Raw genomic sequence first — 25461 nt, forward strand, 5'->3', positions numbered from 1 at the left:
CGCGATGACGCCCGAGGAAGCCAAGGTCACAGCCTGGCTCGCCGACCGCAAGGACGCGATGGTCGCGCTGCTGCGCGAGATGGTCGATACCGATTCCGGCTCCTACGACAAGGAGGGCGTCGATCGCGCCGGGCAGGTGCTCGCCCGTTTCCATGAGCGCAACGGGCTCGACGTCGAGATCATTCCCGATGGCCGCTATGGCGATGCGGTGAAGGCGCGCCTGCCGAACCCCACCGCCAATGACCAGCGCCCGGTGCTGCTGCTCGGCCATCGCGACACCGTCTTCCCCAAGGGCGAGCCGAGGCGACGGCCGTTCTCGATCAAGGATGGCCGGGCCTATGGGCCGGGCGTCGCCGACATGAAGGCGGGTCTCGTCATCGAGGCCTTCGTCGCTGCGGCCTTCGCCGAGTGCGGCGGCCTCTCCGCACCGCTGACGATGCTGACGACGAGCGACGAAGAGATCGGCTCGCCCTCCTCGCGCCCGGTGATCGAGGCGGCGGCGCGCGAATCACGCTGCGTCTTCAACGCTGAGCCCAGCCGCCTGCCGGTCGGCAGTGATTTCGCCCGCGACCGGCGCCAGTCGGTCACCAGCGGCCGCAAGGGCGGCGTCTTCATGCGGGCCGAGTTTACCGGCAAGCCCGCCCATTCCGGCGCGAATTACGAGAAGGGCGCCTCGGCCATCGTCGATCTCGGCCACAAGATTCCCAAGCTCCAGGGCCTCACCGATCTGGAGAAGGGCATCACGGTCAATGTCGGGCTGATCGGCGGCGGCCAGACGGTCAACACGGTCGCGCCCCATGCCTGGTGCGAGATCGACCTGCGCTATGTCACGGCTGCCCAGCGCAGCGCGCTGGTGGAGGCCATCCGCAGCATCGTCGAGACGCCGATCGTTCCGGGCACGGGCGCCGTGCTCTCGATCAAGGGCGAGTTCCTGCCGCTGGAAGGAACATCGGAGTCGCAGAAGCTGTTCGAGACCTATCGTGCGGCGTCGGCCGGCCTCGGCATCGCGACGATCGCCGAGTTCACCGGCGGCTGCGCCGATTCCGGCTTCACCGCGGCGCAGGGCTGCCCGACGCTGTGCAGCGTCGGCCCCATCGGCGGCATGGCCCATACGCCCGACGAGTTCCTCGAGGTCGAGAGCATCGTGCCCGCGGCGCAGGTGCTGGCGCTGTCGGTGATGCGCGCGGCCAAGCTGATGGAGTGAGGCCGTTCGGGCACCTCTTCGTCGTCATGGTCGCCTTTGTGGCGACCATCCACGTCTTCGCTGGTCGAGCGCCGAGTTCAAGATGTGGATGCTCGGGACAAGCCCGAGCATGACGGCGGTGGGCTGTGGGCTGACGGTCGTCAGAACGCCTCTTCCCAGTTGCGGCTCAGCCGCATCGCCGAGTTGATCAGCCCGACATGGGAGTAGGTCTGGGGAAAATTCCCCCAGAGTTCGCCGGTCTCCAGATCGGCGTCCTCCGACAGCAGGCCGAAGCTGTTGCGTCGCTTCAGGATTCGGCCAAACAGCGCCTTGGCTTCCTCGGTCTTGCCGATGGCATGCAGTGCATCGACATACCAGAAGGCGCAGATCAGGAAGCCGGTGTGCATGAAGCCGAAATCGTCCTGCGTCGCGTAGCGCAGCAGCAGGTCGCCGCGCGTCAGGTCGCGGCCGATCGCCTCGACGGTGGCGACGAAGCGCGGATCGTCGGGCTTCAGGAAGCCGAGCTCGGAAAACAGCAGGAGCGTGGCGTCGAGTTCGGTCCCGCCGAAGGTCGAGACCAGATGGCCCTTGTCCTCGTTCCAGATGCGCTCGAGGATGACGGCCTTGACCCGCTTGGCCTCGCCCTTCCAGTAATCCCTGCGGTCGGCGCGGCCGAGCGTGCCGGCGATGCGGGCGAGACGGTCGCATGCCGCCCAGCACATCACGCTGGAGAAGGAATGCACCGCCTCCTTCTCGCGCAGTTCCCAGGGGCCGGCGTCGGGCTTGTCGAAATAGGCGATCGCCAGTTCGCCCATGCGTTCGAGCTGGCCGAACAGCGCTTCCTTCCCGGGCTTGATGAGGCGCTGGTCGAAGAAGGCATGCGTCGCCGCGAGCACGACGGCGCCATAGCCGTCGTTCTGGACCTGGATCGCCGCTCCATTGCCGAAGCGCACCGGCTGGTGGCCGCGATAGCCTGCGAGGTTGCCGGCCTCGAATTCGTCGAGCGTGCCGCCCCGCGTGATCGGATAGAGCGGCGGCAGATGCTCGGCGCCGCTTTCGGTGAAGCTGTCGACGATGTTGGTGATGAAGCCGAGATAATCCTCCATCGTTCGCGTTGTGCCGAGCCGGTTCAGGGCATGCACCACGAAATAGGCATCGCGCAGCCAGCAGAAGCGGTAATCCCAGTTGCGCTGCGTGCCCGGCGCCTCGGGGATCGACGTCGTCAGAGCGGCGACAATGGCGCCGGTCTCCTCGAAGGCGCACATCTTGAGCGTGATCGCGGCCCGGATGACCTCGCGCTGGTACTCGAAGGGCAAGGACAGCGAGCGCACCCAGTCGCGCCAGTAGTCGGTGGTCTTGTCGAGGAAGGCGCGCGAGGTTTCCTCGATCTCGGCCCGCAGCGCCTCGTCGGAGCCGATGAAGAACGAGAATGGCCGGTCGACCGCGAAGGCCACCCCATCGACGACATAGGAGATCGGCGCGTCCGTGGTCAGGCGGATGGTCTGGTCGGCGCCGACGAAGCGGACATGGTTGGAGCCGCGTGTGATCTCGGCGGGCTCCTCGCCGATGCCGAGGGAGGGCTTCACGACGACGCGGATCCGTGGCCGCCCGGAGATTCGGCGGACGCGACGGACGATCTGTGGCGGCCGGAAAAAGCGCTCATAGCGCACGAAGCGTGGCGCGAAATCGAGGACCTCGATGGCGTTGCCATGGTCGTCGGATAGTACCGAGGACAGGATCGCGGTGTTGTCGAGGTAAGACTGCTCGCAGCGCGTCATGCCGACCAGTTCGATCGCGAAGACGCCCTTGCGCGGCATCGCATCACCGTCGCCGGGCTGGTTGTCGATCAGCGCGCAGAAGACCGGGTCGCGGTCGAAGCGCGGGAAGCAACCCCAGACGATCCGGGCGCGCCGGTCGATGAGCGCCGCGATCGAGCAGTTGCCGATCACGCCGAGGTCGAGCGAGGCCGAATGCGGCCCCGCAGGCATCGTCGAAACAGTCATGGGGTCATCCCTGGTGGAAATGTGAAGCCGTCAGGCTGCCGCGATCGGCGGCGTCGAGCAGGATCGCACGCAGCGCCGTGGGAGAGGCGATCCGCAGCCTGGCCCGCGTCTCGCCGTCGCCGATGCGGATCGACAGTCCTCCGAGCGCGTTGACCGCCTCGAAGCCGTGCTCGTCGGTGATGTCGTCGCCGATGAAGACCGGCAGCCGGCCGGCATAGGGGGGCTCCTGCATGAGCTGCGCGATCGCCGCGCCCTTGCTGGCCGAAGCCGGAACCAGCTCGGCGACCGCCTTGCCCTCCTGCAGGCGGACCGTGGGGCCCAGGCGCTCGGCCAAGGCACTCATCAGGGCGAGTGCCTCGTCCTTGAGCTGCGGTGCCAGGCGCCAATGCAGCGCGATCGAAAGGTCCTTGTTCTCGACGATGACGCCGACATGGCTGTTGGCGAAGCGCACCAGATTGCGCAGCGCGTCCCGCATCGGCGCCGATGCTTCCGTGTGGCTGTGAATCCGACCGCCGAGCCGGATCTCCGCCCCATGCAGCGCGGCCACATCGAACCGGTAGGGATCGAGCACGCCGTCGATGAACGAGACCGGCCGTCCCGAGACGAGCGCGAGCGCACCCGACAGGCTGCCGCGCAGGGCCTCCAGCGCCGCCGGCACGCGCCGGTCGAGGCGCACATCGGCGGGCGAGGGGGCGATCTCCACCAGCGTGCCGTCGAAATCGAGAAACAGCGCGATCGCGCGCCGGTCATCCGAAAGGGGGGCGCCGTTCGCTGGTTCGGGATGCGTCAGGGTCATCGGGACAGTCCGGGTCGAATCCTGGTTCTGCTTCGGGTGAATGGCCTCTCTCCCCGCCTCGATCCTGGCATGGCGGCCCGGTGGCGCCGCCATGCGTCCGCCCGCCGCCGGGTGAGCGGCTGCCGGCCTGCGGAAACAATACGCCCCGCCGGGCGTTCTGTTCCTGCCCCTGTCGAATTTCGGGCGGCTGCGGCCGTCGGGCCGCGACAAAGGAGGGTTGTTCGGCCATGCGCCTCGTCGTCGTTTCGAACCGCGTCACGATTCCCGAGCGAAACGAAAAGGCGGCTGCGGGCGGGTTGGCGGTGGCGCTGCGCGAGGCGCTGGAGAAACGGGGCGGCCTCTGGTTCGGCTGGAGCGGCGAGGTGGCGGAGGCCAGCGCGCCGCCGCGCATCGCCGAGCGCGGCAACGTCACCTATGCCGTCACCGATCTGACCGAGGCCGAGCGCCAATCCTATTATCTCGGCTTCTCCAACCGCGCGCTCTGGCCGCTGATGCATTACCGGCTCGGGCTCACCGAGTTCTCGCGGGTCGATTATGCCGGCTATCTCGCGGTCAATCGCCGCTTCGCCAAGGCGCTGGTCGGCCTGCTCCGGCCCGACGACGTCATCTGGATCCACGACTACCACCTGATTCCGCTGGCGGCCGAATTGCGTCGCCGCGGCGTGACCAACCGGATCGGCTATTTCCACCACATCCCCTGGCCGCCGGCCGAGATGTTCGGGGCGCTGCCCTTCGCCGCCACCCTCGCGAGCACGATCATGGCCTACGACCTCGTCGGCCTGCAGACGGCGACCGACGTCTCGAACCTGATCGGCTGTCTCTCGGCGATGAGCGGCGCCCGCAGCGACGGACGCAAGGTCCGGGTCGGACGGCGCGAAACCATCATCCAGCCCTTCCCGATCGGCATTGATGTCGAGGCCTTCCGCAAGCTCGCCGCGGCCTCGGTCCGGTCCGCGACGACGCCACTGAAGACGACGCGCCAGTCGCTGGGCGAGCGCAAGCTGGTGATCGGGGTCGACCGCCTCGATTACTCGAAGGGCATCGTCCAGAGGCTGGAGGCCTTCGGTCACTTCCTGCGCAGCCATCCCGACCAGCGCGGCCGCGTCGGCCTGCTGCAGATCGCACCGCCCTCGCGCTCGGACGTGCCCGAATATGCCGAGCTCGACCGGCAGTCCGACGAGGTCGCGGGGCGCCTCAACGCGGCGCTGGGCGAGTTCGACTGGACGCCGATCCGCGTCGTGAAGAAGGCCTATTCGCGCAACGCTCTGGCCGGCTTCTACCGTCGCGCCCAGGTCGGCCTCGTCACGCCGATGCGGGACGGGATGAACCTCGTCGCGAAGGAGTACATCGCGGCGCAGGACCCGGCCGATCCCGGCGTTCTGGTGCTGTCGCGCTTCGCCGGCGCCGCCCACCAGATGGGCGAGGCATTGATCGTCAACCCTTACGACCTGCATGAGGTCGCCGAGGCCATCCGCACCGCACTCGCCATGCCGAAATCGGAACGGATCCGACGCTTCGAGCGCCTCTATGCGACGATCGAGGCGACCGACATCGGCTGGTGGACGCAGCGCTATCTCGATGCGCTGTCGGACATCGAGGTCACGCCGTCCGATAGCCCGTCGCCGCGCAACGAGACCAGCACCGTCGTGACGTCGCGCCCTGCCGTGACCCCGGCTGCGAAAAGCGGCCGGCCCAAGCCGCCGCGCCGCAAGGCCGGCGCCCTTGATGACGCCCCAAAACCCGGCCAGGGGCGGGCCAGCCGGACTCCGGCGAAGACCGGTCGGGCACCCGCTTCCCGGCGGCCTGCGTCACCGTCCGGCTGAGGCTGCCGCCCCGGCCCTTGCCGAACCCCGCGCGCGGTGGCTAGAACGCCCGCAAGGCAGGAGAGCTTGCGACTCGGCCATGACAGGTGTCAGGTCTGCGATGCATAGCGGCCGTGACGGCCAGGCTGGCGGAGGACGATAGATCGATGCGAGGTGCTCTCGGAGGATCGGGCGTTCTGCTGCGCCGCCTTCGTGAGGTGATGGCGGCCTCGATCAGCCCGCAGGAGCGGCTCGACCGGCTCGTCGTCCTGATCGCCGGCAATCTCGTCGCCGAAGTCTGCTCCGTTTATGTGCTGCGTGAGGACGGCTCGCTCGAGCTCTACGCCACCGAAGGCCTGAACCGCGAGGCGGTCCATCTTACCACCATGCGTGCCGGCGAGGGCCTCGTCGGCCTGATCGCGCGAGAAGCCGCGCCGCTGGCGCTGTCAGACGCGCAGAACCACCCCGCCTTCTCCTACCGGCCCGAGACGGGCGAAGAGGTCTATCGCTCCTTCCTCGGCGTGCCGATCCTGCGCGGCGGTGCGGTGATGGGCGTGCTCGTCATCCAGAACCGCGCCTCGCGCCTCTACAGCGACGAGGAGATCGAGTCGCTGCAGACCACCGCCATGATCATGGCGGAGATGATCGCGGCCGGCGGGCTGAAATCCCTGGCGCGGCCGGGCGCCTCGATCGGCCTCGACCGTCCGATCCATGGCGTCGGCGTCTCGCTCGCCGACGGCGTCGGCCTCGGCCATGCCGTACTGCACGAGCCGCGCGTCGCGATCACCAATCTCATCGCCGAGAACCCGGCCGCCGAGGTCAAGCGGCTGGAGGACGCCATCGCCGAGATGCGCGCCTCGATCGACGAGCTGATCGAGCGTGGCGACGTCGCCCATATCGGCGAGCATCGCGACGTCCTCGAGACCTTCCGCATGTTCGCCCATGACCAGGGCTGGCTGCGCCGCATGCGCGAGGTGGTGCTGACCGGCCTCACCGCCGAGGCGGCGGTCGAGCGCGTCCAGTCCGACACGCGCGCCAAGATGCTGCGCCAAACGGACCCCTATCTGCGCGAGCGCCTGCACGATCTCGACGACCTGGCCAACCGGCTGCTGCGGACCCTCGTCGGCAAGGCCAATGGCGTCGCGCGCGAGGAGATGCCCGAGAACGCGATCCTGATCGCGCGCTCCATGGGCCCGGCCGCGCTGCTCGATTACGATCGCGCCCATCTGCGCGGCCTCGTTCTCGAAGAGGGCGGGCCGACCAGCCATATCGCCATCGTGGCCCGCGCGCTCGGCATTCCCGCTGTGGGCGAGATCGTCAACGCCACCGCGCTGATCCAGTCCGGCGACGCGGTCATCGTCGACGGCCAGGCCGGCGAGGTCCAGATCCGGCCCCAGCCCGACGTCGAGAACGCCTACAAGGACAAGGCGCGGCTGCGGGCCCGCAAGCAGGAGCAGTACCGCAAGCTCAAGAGCCAGCCGGGCGTCACCCGCGACGGCGTGCCGATCGTGCTCCAGATCAATGCCGGCCTGCTGGTCGACATGCCGAATCTGGAAGCGACGGCGGCGGCCGGCATCGGCCTGTTCCGCACCGAGCTGCAGTTCATGGTCGCCGAGCACATGCCGACGACGAGCGAACAGCAGGCGCTCTACACCGCCGTGCTCGACCACGCGCAGGGGCGCCCCGTGACCTTCCGCACGCTCGACATCGGAGGCGACAAGGTGCTGCCCTACATGGAGCGCGTCGAGGAGGAGAACCCCGCGCTGGGGTGGCGGGCGATCCGGATCGGCCTCGACAAGCCGCGCCTGCTGCGCGCCCAGATCCGGGCCCTGCTGCGGGCGGGATCGGGCCGCGACATGAAGATCATGCTGCCGATGATCGCCACCGTCGACGAGTTCCAGCGCGCCCGCACGATCGTGCGGCGCGAGCAGGCGATGCTCGCCAAGCAGGGGCATGTGCCGCCGCTGAGCCTGCAGCTCGGCGTCATGGTGGAGGTGCCGTCGCTCCTGTTCGAGCTGCCGGAGATCGTGCGCGAGGCCGATTTCCTCTCGATCGGCACGAATGACCTGATGCAGTTCCTGTTCGCGGCGGACCGCGAGAACAAGCGCGTCGCCGACCGCTTCGACCCCCTCGGGGCCGGCGCCCTGCGCGCGCTGCGCAGCATCGTCGAGGCGGCGTCCAAGGCGAACTGCCCCGTCACGGTGTGCGGCGAGATGGGCGGCAAGCCGCTCGAGACGATGGCCCTGATCGGCCTCGGCTATCGCGCCTTCTCGATGTCGGCGGCCTCGGTCGGACCGGTCAAGGCGATGCTGCGCGCGCTCGACGTCGCCCGGCTGACCGAGCGGGTCGACTGGATGCTGGCCTCCGGCGACGGCGCCGCCAGTCTGCGTCCGCAACTCGCGGCCTTCGCCGCCGAATGCAAGGTGCCGGTCTAGCGGGCCGTCGTCCCGCGTGCACCGAGCCCTCCGATCGTCGTTTCGAGTTCCCCCATGTCGCTTCAGCTCCCCCAGGATCGCCTCGACGCCATCGTCGCCCGCCACGCCGCGGCGTCCGCCGAGATCAACACCGCCACGGACGCGGTCCGAACGGTCGAGCTCGCCAAGGAACTCTCCGAGCTCGATCCGGTTGTGGCGGCGATCGCCGCCTGGCGCCAGGCACTGGCGAATCTGACCGAGGCCGAGGGATTGATCGCGGACCCCGCGACCGATGCCGAGTTCCGGGACCTCGCCTATGAGGAGCGCGACGCGGCCCGCACCGAGATCGACGCCCGCGCCCGCGAGATCCTGATCGCGCTGCTGCCCAAGGATGCCGCCGACGAGCGCGGCGTCATCCTCGAGATCCGGGCGGGGACGGGCGGCGACGAGGCCTCGCTTTTCGCGGGCGATCTGTTCCGGATGTACCAGCGCTATGCCGCCCAGAAGGGCTGGAGCGTCGATCTGCTCTCCGAGAGCGAGGGCACGGTCGGCGGCTTCAAGGAGGTCATCGCCGAGATCTCGGGCCGCGGCGTGTATGCGAAGCTGAAATACGAATCCGGCGTGCACCGCGTCCAGCGTGTGCCGGATACGGAGACCAGCGGCCGCATCCACACCTCGGCGGCGACCGTGGCGATGCTGCCGCTGGCCGGAGACGTCGACATCGTCCTCAACGACAGCGACATCCGCATCGACACGATGCGCGCCGGCGGTGCCGGCGGGCAGCACGTTAACAAGACCGAGTCGGCGGTGCGCCTGACCCATCTGCCGAGCGGCGTCGTCGTCGTGGTGCAGGACGAGCGCTCCCAGCACAAGAACAAGGCGCGCGCCTATGAACTGCTGCGCGCCAAGCTCTACGATCTGGAGCGCATGCGCCTCGATTCCGAGCGCTCGGCCGACCGGCGCTCGCAGGTCGGGTCCGGCGACCGCTCCGAGCGCATCCGCACCTACAACTTCCCGCAGGGGCGGATCACCGACCATCGCATCAACCTGACGCTCTACAAGCTGGACGAGATGATGCAGGGGCTGGTGCTGGACGAGGTGATCGACGCCCTCACCGCCGAGCACCAGGCCCGCCTGCTGGCCAGCGAGGGCATCGCGTGACCGATGATTCGGCCGGGGCGATGAAACCTCCCGTGACCTCCCGCGTTGTCGCTGCATCGACAGTGCAACAGGGGGGAGCCTCCTATGATCAAGATTCTTTCGAGCGCGGCCATCGCGGGTCTGATGGCGACGATGCTCGTGGCGCCGGTGCAGGCCCAGGGTACGGCGGAGCGCGTCGAGCGCTCGATGGAGCGAGGCCTGAAGAGCATCACCAGCGGTCAGCCGGCGCGGATGAACAAGGCGATGACCCAGTCCCAGGCGCGCCGGGCCTGCCAGTCCGAGATGCGCGGCTCGCGCGAGAGCCGCTCCTCGATCCGGACCAAGATGCGCTTCTGCATCAACGAGAAGATGCAGGGCAACTGACGGCCTCGTCCACCTCACCAGACGCCGCGTCTTCGTCATCGGAGGCGCGGCGTCACGCTGCGCGGCGCCTGCTGCAGGCGGGCATCGACAACGCGGCCCTCGAAGCGCGATGGCTGGTCGAGCATGTCACCGGGGCCAGCGAGACGCCGGGCTGCTGGACACCGGGGATGACCGCCGCCCTCGAAGAGGCCGTCGATCGTCGGCTCGCCGGCGAGCCGTTCTGGCGCATTCTGGGCGAGCGCGAATTCTGGGGCCTGCCCTTCCGCCTGTCCCCCGCGACCCTGGAGCCGCGACCCGACAGCGAGACGCTGATCGCGACCGCTCTGGAACTTCTCGGGGCGCGGCGGCAGGACCCGCTGCGCATCCTCGATCTCGGCACCGGCACGGGTTGCCTGCTGGTCACGCTTCTGAGCGAATGCCCTGCCGCAACGGGAATCGGCATCGATCTGTTGGGCGAGGCCTGCGAGACCGCGCGCACCAACGCCGCCCTGAACGGCGTCGCCGGGCGCGCCCTGTTCCGGCAAGGATCCTGGACGGATGGCCTCGACGGGCGCTTCGATCTGATCGTCTCCAACCCCCCCTATATTCCCAGCGCCGACATCGCGACGCTCGACGCCGTGGTGCGCGATCACGATCCCCTGCTCGCGCTCGACGGGGGGCGCGACGGACTCGATCCCTACCGAATCTTCGCGGGGACGCTGCGCGGGCGGCTCGCCGATGGCGGCCATGTCCTGCTCGAGATCGGCGCCGGGCAGGAAGAGGATGTGAAGGCGATCATGCGGGAAGGCGGCTTCATCTGGCTCGAATCGCGCTGCGATCTCGGCGGCCACCCACGTGCGCTGATCTTTGCTCTGCACTGAAAAGCGAGGGCATCGGTGTGATTTTGCTTGGAGCGCCGGGTAAAATCCTCTATGCACCTGACTAGCCGACGCTGGTGTCGTCAGGCCGGAGCCGCGGGTCACGTCTGTGGCGACCGATCGTTTCTTCCGGACATGTCCGTGAATCGACGGAACTGACCAGCCAGATTGGACACCGAAGGCGCTGTGGCGCCCATCGGCTCATGGGGCCAAGAGGTCCCTTTTGGAAAGAGCGCGTGAAGACCAGGATCGGCGCTACGCCACTTCAGGTCAAATCTTCCCGGTGCAGCGCCGCAACCCGCTGTGCGCCGGCACACGCATGATGACCCCACGGTTGCCTTGAGCACAGAGCGCGAGATTCACGCGAATGAGACCAGGTCAGAACCGGCGCATGCGCGGCCGTAACAACAACAATAACAATAACAGCAACAACGGTAACCGGAAGGCGCCGAACCCGCTGCAGCGGAGCTACGAGTCGAACGGGCCGGACGTCAAGGTTCGCGGCACCGCTCAGCACGTTGCGGAAAAGTATCTGCAGCTCGCGCGTGACGCCCAGTCGTCGGGCGATCCTGTCTCGGCTGAGAACTATTTCCAGCACGCCGAACATTATTATCGCATCCTGCTGGCCGCCCAGGAGCAGATGGCCCAGCAGTTCGGCCACAGCTTCCCGCCCAATCGCGCCTTCAACGAGGATGCCGATGACGGAGAGGAAGAGGGCGACGAGGACGGCCAGGGCATGCAGCCGGGCGGGCCTCAGCCTGACGGCCGCAACGCCCAGGGCGGCGCCATGAATGGCAACGGCTATAACGGCAATGGCGGAGCGCGGCACGAGGGCGAGGGCCAGGACGGTCAGCGCTTCGACCGTCCGCCCCGCACCAACGATCGCCAGCCGAACGACCGCTCCGGCAATGACCGGCCGGGCAATGACCGAAACGGCAACCGCCGCTTCGATCGCAACGACCGGCCCGAGCGCAACGACAGGCCCGCCCGTGATGGCGAGCGTCGCTTCGATCGGCCGGAGGGCGGCCAGCCCGTGCAGGGCGGCTATGCGCCGCGTCCCGACGCGCCGCGGTCCGACATTCCCGTGGGTGGCGAGCAGCCTGATCTGGCGCCGCAGCCCGTGCAGGGCGAGCGCCGCTTCGATCGCCCCGAGCGTGGCCCGCGGCCGGAACGCCGGCCCCGCCGCGAGCGGGATGCCGAGTTCGACGCGGACCAGCCGGGCGATGTCGCCGCGGCGCTTCCGTCCTTCCTGACGACGCCGGTTCGCGTGCCGTCGGCCGAGGTGGCGCCCGCCGCCGCCGATCCGGTCGGCCCGGAGGGTGGCGATGCCGCTTCGGCCGAGGGCGGCGTCAAGCGCCCGCGTCGCCGCCGTTCGCCCCGCGAGGTCATGGATGCGCTGGGGTCCGAGACGGACGGCTCTCCCGAGTGAGCCAACCCACTGATTGTCTAGAGAAAAGGGGCCCGCGAGGGCCCCTTTTTTGTTCCAGGAAGGATGAAGCCGGGCTGCGTCAGGTGATTCCAAGCGCCGCCGGCCTCTCGACGAGGTCGAAACGCTCGCCCTCGGCCACCCGGCCGCCCGCCATGATCTGGCAGTAGATCCCGCAATCGACATGCCCGAAAGCGGTCATCAGCGCCTTGGGCACCTGCAGGTCGCGGGCCCCGCTCTGCGGATCGACATTCGTGGCCGCACAGCGTTCGATCCGCTTGATGACCTGCAGTCTCAGGCCGGACGCGGTGATCAACTCGCGGCCGACGAGATCGAGTTCGCTCCAGGGGGGCAAGCCCTCGATCATGATGTTGCCGCGGAACCGCAGCGGATCGACGGCCGAGCCGATGCGCTTCTCCAGATCGGCGACGCTGGCGAGGTTGATCAGAGAGACGAAGCCAGAGCGCGAATCGGTGAAACGGTAGCCCGCCGGCGCCCGCAGCAATCGCGGCTGGCCGCGCAGCGCCTCGGGCATGAATCCCTCGAAGAACGCGCTGATGGCGCCTTGCCCCGCGGCCGTCGTCGTGTCGGCCTGCAGCACCTCCTGGCCGTCCCGGGCGATGACGAGATCGCCGCTGGGGTCGTTAAAGCGGGTGCGCAGCGTCGCCAGCGCCTCGTGCCGCATCAGCATCAGATACTTGATCTTGGGCTGATGGACCGGTTCGGCGGGGTCGAAGCCCGAAGGCCCGTTCTCGATCGCAAACAGCCGGTCGCCGGGAAAATAGCTGTTCGCCTCGAGCTGCGCCGAGGTCAGGCGTTCGGGCGACAGGCCCTTGACGGGATAGCGGTACAGCGAGGCGATGCGCATGGGGACGGCCCTGAAGCAAGACGGATCGCGAGACTAGCGCGCCCCCGGCGTGGAGAGCGATGAATTCCTGGCATGGCTGCGATCAGCGCCGTGAGATGCGGGTCCGGATAGCCTCCTCCTCGACCTCGGGCAATTCGGCGACCGAGCGCTGGCAGCCCCAGCCGGCGAGCACGGAATCGGTCTCCTCCACGACGAAGAAGCGGGCCGCTTCGCGGTCATAACCGTCGGCCAGCAACTGCTCATAGTCGGTGTGGACATGGCGGACATGGCTCCCCAGCGCGAGCCAGAGCGCGGTCGAGGGCGGCAGGTCCTTCATGTGCCGTCGCTCGGCCAGTTCCACCACGGCCTGCGCGTCGGCGAGCGGAATGCCCGGCGCCAGAGCCCGGAGCGCCCTGCGGATCGACTGCTGTCGCTGCGTTCCTGCCATGCCCCATGGTGCCCGCGGGATTTGACCCAGGTCAATTCGGTTTCGCAGCCTCTTCCGTTGCGGGAATGCCACACTATCTAAGCCCTGAGGAGCGGCCCGCACGGGGGCTCCACCCTGACGAAAGGCGACCGGTCGACGCTGCTACGGGGCGAGCCGGTGGGCGGGAGTGACCAGATGAACATCGAGAAATACACCGATCGCGCCAAGGGCTTCCTGCAGGCCGCGCAGACCATCGCGCTCCGCGAGGGCCATCAGCAGTTCACGCCGGAGCATCTGCTCAAGGCGCTGCTGGACGACAATGAGGGCATGGCGGCCGGCCTGATCGACCGCTCGGGCGGCAATGCCAAGCTCGCACTCCAGCTCACCGATGCCGCGCTGGCTCGGCTCCCGAAGGTGAGCGGCGCCGGTGCCGGCGGGGTCAGCCTGACGCAGGGCCTGGCGCGTGTCTTCGACACCGCCGAGAAGGCGGCCGACAAGGCGGGCGATTCCTTCGTGACCGTCGAACGGCTCCTGCTCGCTCTGGCGATCGAGAAGGACAGCGAGGCCGGCAAGGCGCTCGGCAAGGCCGGAGTCACGCCGCAGGCGCTCAACGCCGCCGTCGAAGCGATCCGCAAGGGCCGCACCGCCGACTCGGCATCAGCCGAGCAGAGCTATGACGCCCTGAAGAAATACGCGCGCGACCTCACCGCCGCCGCCCGCGAGGGCAAGCTCGATCCGGTCATCGGCCGCGACGAGGAGATCCGCCGCACGATCCAGGTGCTCTCGCGCCGGACCAAGAACAACCCCGTCCTGATCGGCGAGCCCGGCGTCGGCAAGACCGCCATTGCCGAAGGGCTGGCGCTGCGCATCGTCAATGGCGACGTGCCCGAGGGCCTGAAGGACAAGGACCTGCTCTCGCTCGACATGGGCTCCCTGATCGCCGGCGCGAAGTATCGCGGCGAGTTCGAGGAGCGGCTGAAGGCGGTGCTGAACGAGGTCTCGGCGGCCGAGGGCGGCATCATCCTCTTCATCGACGAGATGCACACCCTCGTCGGCGCCGGCAAGAGCGATGGCGCGATGGACGCCTCGAACCTGCTCAAGCCCGCTCTGGCGCGCGGCGACCTGCACTGCATCGGCGCCACCACGCTCGACGAGTACCGCAAATATGTCGAGAAGGACGCGGCCCTGGCGCGGCGCTTCCAGCCCGTCTTCGTCGACGAGCCCTCGGTCGAGGACACGGTCTCGATCCTGCGCGGGCTGAAGGAGAAATACGAGCAGCACCACCGCGTCCGCATCACGGACTCGGCACTGGTCTCGGCCGCGACGTTGTCGAACCGCTACATCACCGACCGCTTCCTACCCGACAAGGCCATCGACCTCGTCGACGAGGCCTCGGCGCGGCTGCGCATGCAGGTCGATTCCAAGCCCGAGGAGCTGGACTCGATCGACCGCGAGATCGTCCGCCTCAAGATCGAGCAGGAGGCGCTCAAGAAGGAGAGCGACACCGGCTCGAAGGAGCGGCTGAAGCGGCTGGAATCCGAGCTCGCCGATCTGGAGTCGCGCTCGGCCACGATCACGGCCAAGTGGAAGGCCGAGAAGGACAAGCTCGGTGCCGCCGCCGAGCTGAAGACCAAGCTCGACAACGCCCGCACCGAACTGGCCCAGGCGCAGCGCAAGGGTGAGTATCAGCGCGCCGGCGAACTCGCCTATGGCGAGATCCCGCAGCTCGAGAAGACGCTGGCCGAGATCGAGGCCATCGGCGACAATTCGGGCATGGTCGAGGAGGCCGTGACGGCCGACCATGTCGCCCAGGTCGTCAGCCGCTGGACCGGCGTTCCCGTCGACCGGATGCTCGAGGGCGAGAAGGACAAGCTCCTGCGCATGGAGCAGGTGCTGGCGTCACGCGTGGTCGGCCAGCGCGAGGCGGTCGAGGCCGTCTCGACGGCCGTCCGCCGCGCCCGCGCCGGTCTGCAGGATCCCAACCGTCCGATCGGCTCCTTCATGTTCCTGGGGCCGACCGGCGTCGGCAAGACCGAGCTGACCAAGGCCCTGGCCTCCTTCCTGTTCGACGACGACACCGCGATGGTGCGCCTCGACATGTCCGAATACATGGAGAAGCACTCGGTCTCCCGGCTGATCGGCGCGCCTCCCGGCTATGTCGGCTATGAGGAGGGCGGGGCGCTCACCGAGGCCGTGCGCCGCCGGCCCTATCAGGTCGTGCTCTTCGACGAGGTCGAGAAGGCTCATCCGGACGTGTTCAACGTCCTGCTGCAGGTGCTCGACGATGGGCGCCTGACCGACGGCCAGGGCCGCACGGTCGACTTCCGCAACGTGCTGATCATCATGACCTCGAACCTGGGCTCCGATTATCTGGTGAACCAGCCCGAGGGGCAGGATTCGGAGGCCGTCCGCGACGAGGTGATGGGCGTGGTCCGGCAGGCTTTCCGGCCGGAGTTCCTGAACCGCATCGACGATATCATCCTGTTCCACCGGCTGCGCCGGGAGGACATGGGCGCGATCGTCGACATCCAGATGGCCCGTCTCGCCAAGCTCCTGACCGACCGCAAGATCGTGCTGGAGCTGTCGAAGGAGGCCCGCCAGTGGCTCGCCGACAAGGGCTACGACCCGGCCTATGGCGCGCGCCCGCTCAAGCGCGTCATCCAGAAGTCGGTCCAGGACCCGCTGGCCGAGATGCTGCTGGCCGGCAAGGTCCATGATGGCGAGACGGTGCCGGTCACTGTCGGCCCCGCCAGCCTGATGCTGGGCGATATCGCGGCCGTGAAGGAAAAGCGCCCCGTGGGCGTGCCGTTGAACTGAATGCAAACGACGAGCGGTGCGACCTCACCAGTGGCCGCGCCGCTTGTTCCAGGCGTAGAGCAGGTCGGCGAAACGATCATAGACGAACCGAGTGACCGGCTTGACGACCCGATTGCCGGTTAGTGTCGCGAGCCAGTGCTCGCCGGGTGTGCGCCGCCAGATTTCGATCGCGACATCGGCGCCGACAACGAGCTTTCCGTTCTCGTCGATGACATGCAGCCGCCGCCTGATCTGGTCCAATGTCGCGCCGCAACTGGCGAGCGCCTCGGGTTCGTGGTTGATGTCGCGAAATTCGATCGCGCCCGCTTTCACCGCAGCGATCAGCCGGCGCTTCTGGTGCGTGATGCCGGCATCGCAGACCGGGCAGCGCGTGTTGTACCAGACAGTGAAGCTCAAGGGGCGTCTCCGGGCGGTTGCGCGCCTGCTACCTTACCCCCGCTTCAGCAGGAACACCGCCTGCGCACCGAACAGGTTCCAGAACCACCAGGGCGCGCTGACGCCGACGCGGCCGCCCGCCGCGTCGAGCGCCACCGCGCGCTCCTTTTCCGCGCCGATCGTGTCGCACAGCGTCACGAAATCGCGGATCGTGCAGAAATGGATGTTGGGCGTGTCCCACCAGGCATAGGGCAGGGACTCCGTCACCGGCATGCGGCCGAGGAAGAAGACCTGGCTGCGCATTTTCCAATGCCCGAAATTCGGGAAGGAGATGATCGCACGCCGGCCGATCCGCAGCATCTGCTCGAGTACGAAGCGCGGGTTGCGCGTCGCCTGGATGGTCTGGGACAGGATGACATAGTCGAAGGCGTCGTCGGGATATTCGGTCAGGTCCGTGTCCGCGTCGCCCTGGATCACCGAGAGCCCGCGCGCCACGCAGCCGGCCACGCCCTCGCGCGACAATTCGATGCCGCGCGCATCGACATTGCGGGTTTCGGCGAGCAGCGCCAGCAATTGCCCGTCGCCGCAGCCGACATCGAGCACGCGCGAGCCGGGCGTCACCATCTCGGCGACGAGCTTGAGATCAATGCGGCTGGTGTGGGGGTCGGTCAGCGCCATCGCTTCAGATCCCCCGCGCCCGTGCCGCCGCGCCGAGGAAGCCGCGCGTCGTCGCGAACAGGTTGGGCTCCTCCAGCAGGAAGGCGTCGTGGCCCTTGTCGCTCTCGAGCTCGACGAAGGAGACCGAGGCGCCCGCCGCGTTGAGCGCATGCACGATCGCGCGCGAATCCGCCGTCGGGAACAGCCAGTCGGAGGTGAAGGACGCCACGCAGAAGCGCGTCTTCGTGCCCGCGAAGGCCTTGGCCAGCACGCCGTCATGGTCGGCGGCGAGGTCGAAATAGTCCATCGCCCGCGTCACGTAGAGATAGGAGTTGGCGTCGAAGCGCTCGACGAAGGAGAGCCCCTGGTAGCGCAGATAGCTCTCGACCTGGAAATCCGCATCGAAGGAGAAGGTCGGCGCCTCCCGGTCCTGCAGCTTGCGGCCGAATTTGCGGTGCAGCGCCGGCTCGGAGAGATAGGTGATATGCGCGCCCATCCGCGCCACGGAGAGCCCCTTGGAGGGCCGCGTCCCCGCCTCGAGATAGCGCCCGCCGCGCCAGTCGGGATCGGCCATCACGGCCTGGCGGCCGACCTCGTGGAAGGCGATGTTCTGGGCGGAATGCTTGGCAGCGGTCGCCAGTGGCAGCGCGGCGAAGACCCGGTCGGGATAGCTCGCCGCCCATTGCAGCACCTGCATCCCGCCCATCGAGCCCCCGGCGACGCAGAACAGGGTCTCGATGCCCAGGCTGTCGATCAGGTGCCGCTGGGCCCGCACCATGTCGCGGATCGTCACCATCGGGAAGCCGAGCCCCCAGGGCTGGCCCGTCTCGGGGTTGGTCGAGGCCGGGCCGGTCGTGCCCGTGCAGCCGCCGACGACATTGGCGCAGATCACGAAGAAGCGGTCGGTGTCTACAGGCTTGCCGGGGCCGACCATGGCCGTCCACCAGCCGCCCTTGCCGGTGATCGGGTTGCGGCTCGCGACATGCTGGTCGCCGGTCAGGGCATGGCAGACCAGGATGGCGTTCGAGCGGGCCTCATTCAGAACGCCATAGGTCTGGTAGGCGATCTGCCAGTGGTCGAGGCTGACGCCGCAATCCATCGCGAGCGGCGTGTCGGGGCCGAAGCGGGCCACCGCGCTCGTCGGCTCGTTGGCTTCCTTCAGAGGGTCGGCCAGGCTCGCGGAAAAGTCGCTCATTCTTGTCCGTTTCGACGCGATAATCTGGCTTGCCGGTCAGGTCGTTCGGAAGATCGAACCCTAGCGATGCCGCGACGCGTGCGTCATGTCAACGCGGCGTTGCGCCCCCGGCTTTGCCAAGGGCGGGTTGCGGCGCTAAGAGCCTCCATCTACCCCCGGTCCTCGGGACGAGGGCCGTTCCTCGCAATCGCGCTGCCATCATGACCGAAGCCGCCCCGACCACGCTCGCTGCGCCAACGACCCTTGCCGATCTGCGCGCGGAGATCGACCGCATCGATGCGCAGATGCATGGCCTGCTGATGGAGCGCTCCGCGATCATCGAGACGCTGATCTCGGTGAAGAAGACGCAGGTGTCGGGCTCGGCCTTCCGCCCCGGGCGAGAGGCGGACATGATGAAGCGCCTCGCGCTGCGCCATCAGGGCCTCCTGCCGCTCGACACGATCGAGGGCATCTGGCGCCTCATCATCGCGACCTTCACCTATGTGCAGGCGAATTACTCGGTCCACGCCGATGTCTCGGGCGGCGATCCGGCGATGCGCGATTCCGCCCGCTTCCATTTCGGCTTCACCGTCCCCTTCGTCACCCATGCGGATGCCCGCGCCGTCATCCGCGCGGTGGCGGACTCGGCGGGCGATCTCGGCATCTTTCGCATGGACCAGGGCGCCAGCGCCGGCATCTGGTGGCGCGATCTCGTCGGCGCCGATGCCCCCAAGATCATTGCGCGCCTGCCCTTCATCGAGCGGCCAAACCACCCGGCCGGCACCCCGGTCTACTGCATCGCCAAGCCGCTGGCGGACGCCGCCGTGCGCGAGATCGTGCTCTATGCCGCCCGCGTCGAGCGCTGGTCGGAGACGCTGAGGGCCGGGCTCGCCCAGCATCTGGCCGAGGTCTCGGCCTCGGCCGCCGACGGCTCGCATCTCTCGCTCTTGGTGGCGGCCTCGGGCGAGGTCGACCAGGCCACGATCCGCGCCTCGCTGGAACCCGCGGGCCTCAGCGACTTCGCCGAGATCGGCAGCCACGCCGCCCGCTTCGCCTTCAAGCCCGTCCGTTCGTGAACCCGATTATGTCTCTCGCCTGATCCACCACCGTCATCCCGGACGACGCGAAGCGGAGCTCCGGGATCCATCGTAGAGCGCGGCGCGCTGCGATGGATTCCGGGTCTCCCTCCGGTCGCCCGGAACGACGGAGCGGGTCGCCAACGTCGAAAGCCAAGACCATGTCCGCAGCCACCCGCCCCATGCCCCGTCCCGGCGTCCTCGACATCGAGGCCTATGTCCCCGGCAAGTCGGCCGCTCCGGCCGGCGTGAAGCTGCACAAGCTCTCCTCCAACGAGACGCCGCTGGGCCCCAGCCCCAAGGCCGTCGAGGCCTATGGCAAGATCGCCGGCAAGCTGGAACTTTATCCGGACGGCTCCTCGACCAAGCTGCGCGAGGCGATCGCCGCCCGCTACGGGCTCGACGCCGGCCGCATCCTCTGCGGCACCGGCTCGGACGAACTGCTTCAGCTCATCACCAAGGCCTATCTCGGCGATGGCGACGAGGGCGTCTTCACCCAGCACGGCTTCCTCGTCTACCGCATCGCCATCCTCGCCGCGGGCGGCAAGCCCGTCGTCGTCGACGAGACGAACTTCACCGCCGATGTCGACGCCATCCTGGCGGCGGTGACGCCGCGCACGAAGATCGTCTTCCTCGCCAACCCCAACAACCCGACCGGGACCTATCTGCCCTTCGACGAGGTCAAGCGCCTGCATGCCGGGCTGCCCGCGCATGTGCTGCTTGTGCTGGACGCGGCCTATGCCGAATATGTCCGCCGCAACGACTATGCCTCGGGCCTCGAACTGGTCGCCGAGAGCGAGAACGTCGTGATGACGCGCACCTTCTCGAAGATCTATGGGCTGGCCAATCTGCGCATCGGCTGGATGTACGGGCCGGCTCACATCATCGATGCGCTCGAGCGTATCCGTGGCCCGTTCAACGTCAATGGCGCGGCGATCGAGGCCGGCGCGGCGGCTATCGCCGACGAGGCCCATGTCGCGGCCGCGATCGAGCACAACGACACATGGCTGGCCTGGACCACCGCCGAACTGGAGAAGCTCGGCCTGACGGTCACGCCCTCCGTCGGCAATTTCGTGCTGGTCCATTTCCCCGCGGCGCCGGGCCGGACGGCCAAGGAGGCCGATGCCTTCCTGACGCAGCGCGGCCTGATCCTGCGCGGCGTCGGCGCCTATGGCCTGCCCGGCGCGCTGCGCATGACCATCGGCACCGAGGAGCAGAACCGCCTCGTCGTCGCCGCCCTCAGCGAATTCCTGGCGGCGTGATGGCGCCGTCCCAGGACAGCTTCGCGCCCCGGCGGGACGCCCCGCTCTTCGGGCGGCTCGCGATCATCGGCATCGGGCTGATCGGCTCCTCCATCGCCCATGCCGCCAAGGCGCTGAACCTCGCCGGCCGCGTCGTGCTCTATGACCGTGAGCTGGAGGTGCGGCAGCGCGCCCGCGAACTCGGCCTCGGCCACGAGATCGCGGACACGGCCGCCGCTGCCGTCGCGGACGCCGACCACATCATCCTCTGCGTGCCGGTCGGGGCCTGCGGCGCGGTTGCGGCCGAGATCGCCGCGATGCTCAAGCCGGGCGCGATCCTCTCCGATGTCGGCTCGGTCAAGAAATCGGTTGTCGATGCGGTGACGCCGCATCTGCCCGAAGGCGTGCATTTCGTCCCGGCCCATCCCGTGGCGGGCACGGAGAATTCCGGCCCCGACGCCGGCTTCCCCAGCCTCTTCCTCAACCGCTGGTGCATCCTGACTCCGGCGGAGGACGCCGATCCGGCCGCCATCGCCGCCACCCGCCAGTTCTGGGAGGGCATGGGCGCGATCGTCGAGGTGATGACCGCGAGCCATCATGATCTCGTGCTCGCTGTCACCAGCCATCTGCCGCATCTGATCGCCTACAACATCGTCGGCACGGCGGAGGATTTGGCGGCGGTGACGCAGTCGGAGGTGATCAAGTTCTCGGCCGGCGGCTTCCGCGACTTCACCCGCATCGCGGCCTCGGACCCGACGATGTGGCGCGACGTCTTCCTGCACAACAAGGATGCGGTGCTGGAAATGCTCGGCCGCTTCAGCGAGGATCTGGCGGTGCTGACCCGAGCCATCCGCTTCGGCGACGGCGACACGCTGCACAAGCACTTCACCCGCACCCGCGCCATCCGCCGCGGCATCGTCGCGCTCGGCCAGGAGAAGCCCGAGACGGAAAAGCTGCGCAAGGATTGACGAAGAAGCCGGATTTTCCGGCCTGCGCCCCGCGCCGTCGCCTTGCCAAGAATCGGCCGGGCTGGTAGAGCCACCCGCGTCGCCGCTTTAGCTCAGCTGGTAGAGCACCTCATTCGTAATGAGGGGGTCGGGGGTTCGAATCCCTCAAGCGGCACCACTCCCAATCTCCCGCTTCGTCATCGGAACAGGCCTTGCTCAGCGAGCGAGGGCGCGCGATGCTGCCCATCTCTTCATCGCCGGACTGGCGCTTTTTGCTGCGCGCCCCGCGATTGCCCGGGGATTTTTTTGATGCCATGAATTGGTTCCCGGAGGAACTAATTCCATGCCTAGCCTGCCCCATGCCGATCTCGTCCTCCAGAACGGTCCGGTCTATCTCGGGCTGAAGGAGGGTTACGCCTCGGCTGTCGCGCTCTGGGCGGGCAAGGTTCTGGCGACGGGGACGCCGGCCGATATGGCACCGTTGATCGGCCCTGGCACGCAAGTGATCGACCTCGCCGGCCGCATGGCGACGCCCGGCTTCTACGAGGCGCATCTCCATCTGCTGCCGCTCGGGCTGACGATGAAGGAGCTCGACATCCGGCCGCGCTTCGTGCGCACGCTCGACGGCCTGCTGGAGATGATCGCGCAGGCGGCGGCCAAGGCCAAGCCCGGCGAATGGATCCTGGCGCGCGGCTACGACCATTTCGAACTCGACGTGAAGCGCCATCCGCACCGCACGGAGCTGGACCGCGCCGCGCCGAACAACCCCGTCTATATCGTGCGCGCCTGCGGCCATCTCTCGGTCGCCAATTCGCTGGCGCTGAAGCTCGCCGGTGTCGACGAGACAACTCCCGTTCCCGCCGGCGGCGCGATCGAGCAGGTCAATGGCGTGCTGACCGGGCTGATGGCCGAGAACGGCCGCGATCCGGTCAAGAAGGTCATCCCCGATCCGACCGACGAGGAACTCGTCGCCGCGATCGAGCGGGCCGGGCGCTACTGCAACTCCTTCGGCATCACCTCGGTCATGGACGCTGCCGTGGGCATGCGCTCGCGCTATCGCGAGGTCGCGGCCTATCGCACGGCGCAGCGCACCGGCCGCCTGCCGGTGCGCACCAACATGTGCCTGCTCGGCGGGCATAACGGCATCGTCGAGCAGTGCTTCGCCGACGGGCTGGTGACGGGGGCGGGCGACGACTGGCTCAGCGTCGGCCCGGTCAAGATCTTCACCGACGGCTCGGCCGGCGGGCGTACCGCGGCGATGAGCCTGCCCTATCTCGGCGAGCCCGAGACCAAGGGCATCTTCTGCCTCACCGATGCCGAGATGGACGCGCTGACCCGCGACTATCACGCCAAGGGCTATCAGCTCGCGGTGCATGCCATCGGCGATGCCGCCATCGAGCAGACGCTGAACGCGATGGAAAACGGGCTGAACGATCATCCCGATCCCGACCGCCGCCACCGCATCGAGCATTGCGGCTTCAACTCGCAGGAGCAGATCGCCCGCATGGTCCGGCTCGGCATCGAGCCCGTGCCGCAGCCGGTCTTCATCTATGATTTCGGCGATCTCTATCTCTCGGTGCTGGAAGCCGACCGCGTCGAGGCCTGCTACCCGATGCGGGACTGGATCAGCGCCGGCCTGAAGCCCGCCGCCTCCTCGGATGCGCCGGTCTGCGACGCGAACATCTGGCCCAACATCTACACGATGCTGACCCGCAAGACGGCGCGCGGCACCGTCATCTCGCCGGACCAGACCCTGACCATCGACGAGGTCATCTCCGCCTACACCGAGTTCGGCGCCTATGTGAACCGCTGCGAGGACAGCCGCGGCCGCCTCCTGCCGGGCATGGCCGCGGATGTCGCGATCTTCTCGCGCGACCTGTCCAACGCCACGCCGGAACAGCTCTTGCACGAGACCCGCTGCGACATGACGATCATCGCGGGCAAGGTCGTGTACGGGGCGGAAGCGTGATGGATTCGTCATTGCGAGCGGAGCGAAGCAATCCAGGAGTTGCAGAGCACGCGGCGCTGGATTGCTTCGCTGCGCTCGCAATGACGGGGGTGGAGCGCCCATGCTGAACCACATCGCCCAGCGTGTCGCCATGTCGGTGCCGGTGCTGTTCGGCGTGCTGCTGTTCGGCTTCCTGCTGCTGCAACTCGTCCCCGCCGACCCCGCCGCCATCGTCGCCGGCCCGACCGCGAGCCCCGAGCTGGTCGAGCAGATCCGCAAGGATCTCGGGCTCGATCGGCCGGTCATCGTCCAGTTCGGCATCTATCTCGCCCGCGTCCTGCAGGGCGATCTCGGCGTCTCGCTGATCTCCAACACCAGCGTTGTCGCCGAGCTCGGCGAGGCGATCGGGCCCACCGCCGAGCTGATGTTCGCCTGCCTGGTCTGGGCCGTGCCGCTCGGCATCGCGCTCGGCACCATCGCGGCGGTCTATCGCGGCCGCCTGCTCGACCGCATCGTCATCGCGATCTCGGTCGCCGGCGTCTCGACCCCGGTTTTCTTCATCGGCCTGATCCTGATGCAGTATATCGGCTACCATTGGGGCCTTCTGCCCTTCATCGGGCGCGGCGGCCCGCTCTGGAGCCTGGAGGGGCTCGCCGCGATCGCGCTGCCGGCGCTGACGCTCGGCCTCGTCTTCGTCGGCCCGATCGCCCGCATGACGCGCACCGCCGCGCTCGAGGTGCTGAGTGCCGACCATGTCCGCACCGCCCGCGCCAAGGGGCTCTCGGAGCGCGCCGTGGTGCTGCGCCATGTCCTGCGCAACGCCCTGATCCCGGTCGTGACGCTGATCGGCCTGCAGGCCGGCTACCTGCTCGGCGGCGCCGTCGTCACCGAGACGATCTACTCCTGGCCCGGCGTCGGCCGGCTCGCCGTCGGCGCCATTCTCGCCAGCGACTTCCCGCTGGCGCAGGGCGCCATCCTGATCCTCGCGCTGGCCTTCCTGGTGATCAATCTGATCGTCGACATGCTCTATGCCGTGCTCGATCCGCGGGTGGAAAAACATGGCTGACATCGCCGTCACCGCCCCCGTCGCGAGCCGGCCGCTCAGGGCCTTCGGCCGCCGCATCCTGCGCGACAAGCTCGCCTTGCTCGCGGCGGTGCTGCTGGTGCTGATCGTGCTGGCGGCGGTGTTTGCGCCCTGGCTCGCGCCCTTCGACCCCTACAACACCACGCGCCGCCCCTTCGTGCCGCCGGTCTGGAGCGACGGCTCGCTGCCGCAGCACTGGCTCGGCACGGACGGGCAGGGCCGCGACATGCTCTCGCGCCTGCTCTACGGCACGCGGCTGACACTGGTGATGGGCCTGGCCTCGATCATCATCGGCGGGGGGCTGGGCGCTCTGGTCGCCCTGCTCGGCGTCTATTACCGCCGGCTCGACCCCTACATCATGCGCGCCGCCGACATCCTTCTGTCCTTCCCGGCGATTCTGCTCGGGCTGGCGCTCGCCGCCGTCGTCGGGCCCGGCCTGACGGCCATCGTGATCGCGCTCTCGATCGCGACCATTCCCGACGTCGCCCGCATCACCCGCAGCGCCGCCATCGTCATCATGGGGCAGGACTACATGGAGGCCGGCCGCGCCATGGGCCTGCCGGACCGGACGCTGATCTGGCGCTACCTCGCGCTGAACTGCCTGTCGCCGGTCTTCGTCTTCATGACCCTGCGCTTCGGCCAGATCATCCTGATCGGCGCGGCGCTGTCCTTCCTCGGGCTCGGGGTGCGCCCGCCGGAGGCGGAGCTCGGCATGATGGCCTCGCTCGGCCGCGACGCGCTGTTCTTCGCGCCGCATATCTCGCTTTTGCCGAGCCTCGTGATCATCGCCATCGTGCTCTGCGTCAATCTGCTGGGCGATGCGCTGCGCGACCTGCTCGATCCGCGCATGCGGAACCAGTGAG

At 68.4% G+C, this 25461-nt stretch carries 21 protein-coding genes and 1 tRNA gene; 15 read left to right on the forward strand and 7 right to left on the reverse strand.

Annotated elements, in window-relative coordinates; translation table 11 throughout:
* Positions 1 to 4 precede the first annotated feature (4 nt).
* On the forward strand, positions 5 to 1204 hold the full coding sequence (locus tag BSY19_RS10365) for a M20 family metallopeptidase (RefSeq protein WP_069056985.1): 1200 nt from the start codon (positions 5 to 7) through the stop codon (positions 1202 to 1204).
* Between the two features lie 140 nt (positions 1205 to 1344).
* Here the strand turns inward: BSY19_RS10365 and BSY19_RS10370 are convergent, their stop codons facing one another.
* On the reverse strand, positions 1345 to 3186 hold the full coding sequence (locus BSY19_RS10370; protein ID WP_083247521.1) for a glycoside hydrolase family 15 protein: 1842 nt from the start codon (positions 3184 to 3186) through the stop codon (positions 1345 to 1347).
* Positions 3187 to 3190: 4 nt separating this feature from the next.
* Positions 3191 to 3982, reverse strand: coding sequence for a trehalose-phosphatase (gene otsB / locus BSY19_RS10375; RefSeq protein ID WP_069054103.1), 792 nt, complete (start codon positions 3980 to 3982; stop codon positions 3191 to 3193).
* A 227-nt stretch (positions 3983 to 4209) separates the two neighbouring features.
* Between otsB and BSY19_RS10380 the strand changes: the two genes are divergently transcribed.
* The 6 genes from BSY19_RS10380 to BSY19_RS28140 all read left to right on the forward strand — a co-directional run bounded on the left by BSY19_RS10380 (position 4210) and on the right by BSY19_RS28140 (position 12008).
* Positions 4210 to 5805 (forward strand): alpha,alpha-trehalose-phosphate synthase (UDP-forming), encoded by a 1596-nt coding sequence (locus tag BSY19_RS10380; RefSeq protein WP_069054104.1) that lies wholly within the window; start codon positions 4210 to 4212, stop codon positions 5803 to 5805.
* Positions 5806 to 5951: 146 nt separating this feature from the next.
* On the forward strand, positions 5952 to 8219 hold the full coding sequence (ptsP, locus tag BSY19_RS10385; protein ID WP_069054105.1) for a phosphoenolpyruvate--protein phosphotransferase: 2268 nt from the start codon (positions 5952 to 5954) through the stop codon (positions 8217 to 8219).
* A 54-nt stretch (positions 8220 to 8273) separates the two neighbouring features.
* The gene (prfA, locus tag BSY19_RS10390; protein ID WP_069054106.1) at positions 8274 to 9359 is read left to right on the forward strand and encodes a peptide chain release factor 1; all 1086 of its coding nucleotides are present in this window, start codon (positions 8274 to 8276) and stop codon (positions 9357 to 9359) included.
* Positions 9360 to 9443: 84 nt separating this feature from the next.
* Positions 9444 to 9722, forward strand: a complete 279-nt coding sequence (locus tag BSY19_RS28310; RefSeq protein WP_236840611.1) for a hypothetical protein — start codon at positions 9444 to 9446, stop codon at positions 9720 to 9722.
* Positions 9719 to 10582, forward strand: coding sequence for a peptide chain release factor N(5)-glutamine methyltransferase (prmC, locus tag BSY19_RS28315; RefSeq protein ID WP_069056987.1), 864 nt, complete (start codon positions 9719 to 9721; stop codon positions 10580 to 10582). Before BSY19_RS28310 ends, prmC begins: the two co-directional genes overlap by 4 nt.
* A gap of 388 nt (positions 10583 to 10970) precedes the next feature.
* On the forward strand, positions 10971 to 12008 hold the full coding sequence (locus BSY19_RS28140) for a DUF4167 domain-containing protein (RefSeq protein ID WP_069054107.1): 1038 nt from the start codon (positions 10971 to 10973) through the stop codon (positions 12006 to 12008).
* A gap of 79 nt (positions 12009 to 12087) precedes the next feature.
* Here the strand turns inward: BSY19_RS28140 and BSY19_RS10405 are convergent, their stop codons facing one another.
* Positions 12088 to 12873 (reverse strand): MOSC domain-containing protein, encoded by a 786-nt coding sequence (locus BSY19_RS10405; protein ID WP_069054108.1) that lies wholly within the window; start codon positions 12871 to 12873, stop codon positions 12088 to 12090.
* Between the two features lie 82 nt (positions 12874 to 12955).
* Complete coding sequence (locus tag BSY19_RS10410; protein WP_069054109.1) at positions 12956 to 13300, reverse strand: DUF2293 domain-containing protein; 345 nt, start codon at positions 13298 to 13300, stop codon at positions 12956 to 12958.
* Between the two features lie 174 nt (positions 13301 to 13474).
* On the opposite strand from BSY19_RS10410, the gene clpB reads away from it, so the two are divergent.
* Positions 13475 to 16096, forward strand: a complete 2622-nt coding sequence (gene clpB, locus BSY19_RS10415) for an ATP-dependent chaperone ClpB (RefSeq protein ID WP_069054110.1) — start codon at positions 13475 to 13477, stop codon at positions 16094 to 16096.
* A 24-nt stretch (positions 16097 to 16120) separates the two neighbouring features.
* On the opposite strand, the gene BSY19_RS10420 is transcribed toward clpB, so the two are convergent.
* From BSY19_RS10420 to metX, 3 genes are read right to left on the reverse strand one after another with little or no spacing between them, the layout of a single operon-like run.
* Positions 16121 to 16492 carry a thiol-disulfide oxidoreductase DCC family protein gene (locus BSY19_RS10420; RefSeq protein WP_069054111.1) on the reverse strand — a complete coding sequence of 124 codons (372 nt, stop codon included), beginning with the start codon at positions 16490 to 16492 and terminating at the stop codon, positions 16121 to 16123.
* Between the two features lie 33 nt (positions 16493 to 16525).
* Positions 16526 to 17149: a methionine biosynthesis protein MetW gene (gene metW, locus BSY19_RS10425; RefSeq protein ID WP_150129572.1), complete on the reverse strand. Its 624-nt coding sequence runs from the start codon at positions 17147 to 17149 to the stop codon at positions 16526 to 16528.
* Positions 17150 to 17153: 4 nt separating this feature from the next.
* A complete protein-coding gene (gene metX / locus BSY19_RS10430) occupies positions 17154 to 18323 on the reverse strand; it encodes a homoserine O-acetyltransferase MetX (protein WP_069054112.1) in 1170 nt (389 codons plus the stop codon).
* A gap of 200 nt (positions 18324 to 18523) precedes the next feature.
* On the opposite strand from metX, the gene BSY19_RS10435 reads away from it, so the two are divergent.
* The 7 genes from BSY19_RS10435 to BSY19_RS10465 all read left to right on the forward strand — a co-directional run bounded on the left by BSY19_RS10435 (position 18524) and on the right by BSY19_RS10465 (position 25460).
* Positions 18524 to 19378: a chorismate mutase gene (locus BSY19_RS10435; protein ID WP_069054113.1), complete on the forward strand. Its 855-nt coding sequence runs from the start codon at positions 18524 to 18526 to the stop codon at positions 19376 to 19378.
* Positions 19379 to 19539: 161 nt separating this feature from the next.
* Positions 19540 to 20640, forward strand: a complete 1101-nt coding sequence (gene hisC, locus BSY19_RS10440) for a histidinol-phosphate transaminase (RefSeq protein WP_069054114.1) — start codon at positions 19540 to 19542, stop codon at positions 20638 to 20640.
* Positions 20640 to 21587, forward strand: a complete 948-nt coding sequence (locus BSY19_RS10445; protein ID WP_069054115.1) for a prephenate/arogenate dehydrogenase family protein — start codon at positions 20640 to 20642, stop codon at positions 21585 to 21587. Before hisC ends, BSY19_RS10445 begins: the two co-directional genes overlap by 1 nt.
* An 81-nt stretch (positions 21588 to 21668) precedes the next feature.
* Positions 21669 to 21744 (forward strand) — tRNA-Thr (locus BSY19_RS10450).
* Positions 21745 to 21909: 165 nt separating this feature from the next.
* Entirely contained in the window at positions 21910 to 23535 is a 1626-nt protein-coding gene (locus BSY19_RS10455; RefSeq protein WP_069054116.1) for an amidohydrolase, read from the forward strand.
* 100 nt (positions 23536 to 23635) lie between these two features.
* Positions 23636 to 24580 (forward strand): ABC transporter permease, encoded by a 945-nt coding sequence (locus tag BSY19_RS10460; protein ID WP_069054117.1) that lies wholly within the window; start codon positions 23636 to 23638, stop codon positions 24578 to 24580.
* Positions 24573 to 25460: an ABC transporter permease gene (locus BSY19_RS10465; protein WP_069054118.1), complete on the forward strand. Its 888-nt coding sequence runs from the start codon at positions 24573 to 24575 to the stop codon at positions 25458 to 25460. Before BSY19_RS10460 ends, BSY19_RS10465 begins: the two co-directional genes overlap by 8 nt.
* The last annotated feature ends 1 nt before the right edge of the window (position 25461 follow it).

Origin of the sequence: Bosea sp. RAC05 (assembly GCF_001713455.1) — a bacterium.
In the GTDB taxonomy this organism is placed as follows: Bacteria; Pseudomonadota; Alphaproteobacteria; order Rhizobiales; family Beijerinckiaceae; genus Allobosea.

Coding starts and splice junctions, on each gene's coding strand:
- BSY19_RS10365 (WP_069056985.1), top strand. CDS start 5: ATGACGCCCGAGGAAGCCAAGGTCACAGCCTGGCTCGCCGACCGCAAG.
- BSY19_RS10370 (WP_083247521.1), bottom strand. CDS start 3,186: ATGACTGTTTCGACGATGCCTGCGGGGCCGCATTCGGCCTCGCTCGAC.
- otsB (WP_069054103.1), bottom strand. CDS start 3,982: ATGACCCTGACGCATCCCGAACCAGCGAACGGCGCCCCCCTTTCGGAT.
- BSY19_RS10380 (WP_069054104.1), top strand. CDS start 4,210: ATGCGCCTCGTCGTCGTTTCGAACCGCGTCACGATTCCCGAGCGAAAC.
- ptsP (WP_069054105.1), top strand. CDS start 5,952: ATGCGAGGTGCTCTCGGAGGATCGGGCGTTCTGCTGCGCCGCCTTCGT.
- prfA (WP_069054106.1), top strand. CDS start 8,274: ATGTCGCTTCAGCTCCCCCAGGATCGCCTCGACGCCATCGTCGCCCGC.
- BSY19_RS28310 (WP_236840611.1), top strand. CDS start 9,444: ATGATCAAGATTCTTTCGAGCGCGGCCATCGCGGGTCTGATGGCGACG.
- BSY19_RS28140 (WP_069054107.1), top strand. CDS start 10,971: ATGCGCGGCCGTAACAACAACAATAACAATAACAGCAACAACGGTAAC.
- BSY19_RS10405 (WP_069054108.1), bottom strand. CDS start 12,873: ATGCGCATCGCCTCGCTGTACCGCTATCCCGTCAAGGGCCTGTCGCCC.
- BSY19_RS10410 (WP_069054109.1), bottom strand. CDS start 13,300: ATGGCAGGAACGCAGCGACAGCAGTCGATCCGCAGGGCGCTCCGGGCT.
- clpB (WP_069054110.1), top strand. CDS start 13,475: ATGAACATCGAGAAATACACCGATCGCGCCAAGGGCTTCCTGCAGGCC.
- metW (WP_150129572.1), bottom strand. CDS start 17,149: ATGGCGCTGACCGACCCCCACACCAGCCGCATTGATCTCAAGCTCGTC.
- metX (WP_069054112.1), bottom strand. CDS start 18,323: ATGAGCGACTTTTCCGCGAGCCTGGCCGACCCTCTGAAGGAAGCCAAC.
- BSY19_RS10435 (WP_069054113.1), top strand. CDS start 18,524: ATGACCGAAGCCGCCCCGACCACGCTCGCTGCGCCAACGACCCTTGCC.
- hisC (WP_069054114.1), top strand. CDS start 19,540: ATGTCCGCAGCCACCCGCCCCATGCCCCGTCCCGGCGTCCTCGACATC.
- BSY19_RS10445 (WP_069054115.1), top strand. CDS start 20,640: ATGGCGCCGTCCCAGGACAGCTTCGCGCCCCGGCGGGACGCCCCGCTC.
- BSY19_RS10455 (WP_069054116.1), top strand. CDS start 21,910: ATGCCTAGCCTGCCCCATGCCGATCTCGTCCTCCAGAACGGTCCGGTC.
- BSY19_RS10460 (WP_069054117.1), top strand. CDS start 23,636: ATGCTGAACCACATCGCCCAGCGTGTCGCCATGTCGGTGCCGGTGCTG.
- BSY19_RS10465 (WP_069054118.1), top strand. CDS start 24,573: ATGGCTGACATCGCCGTCACCGCCCCCGTCGCGAGCCGGCCGCTCAGG.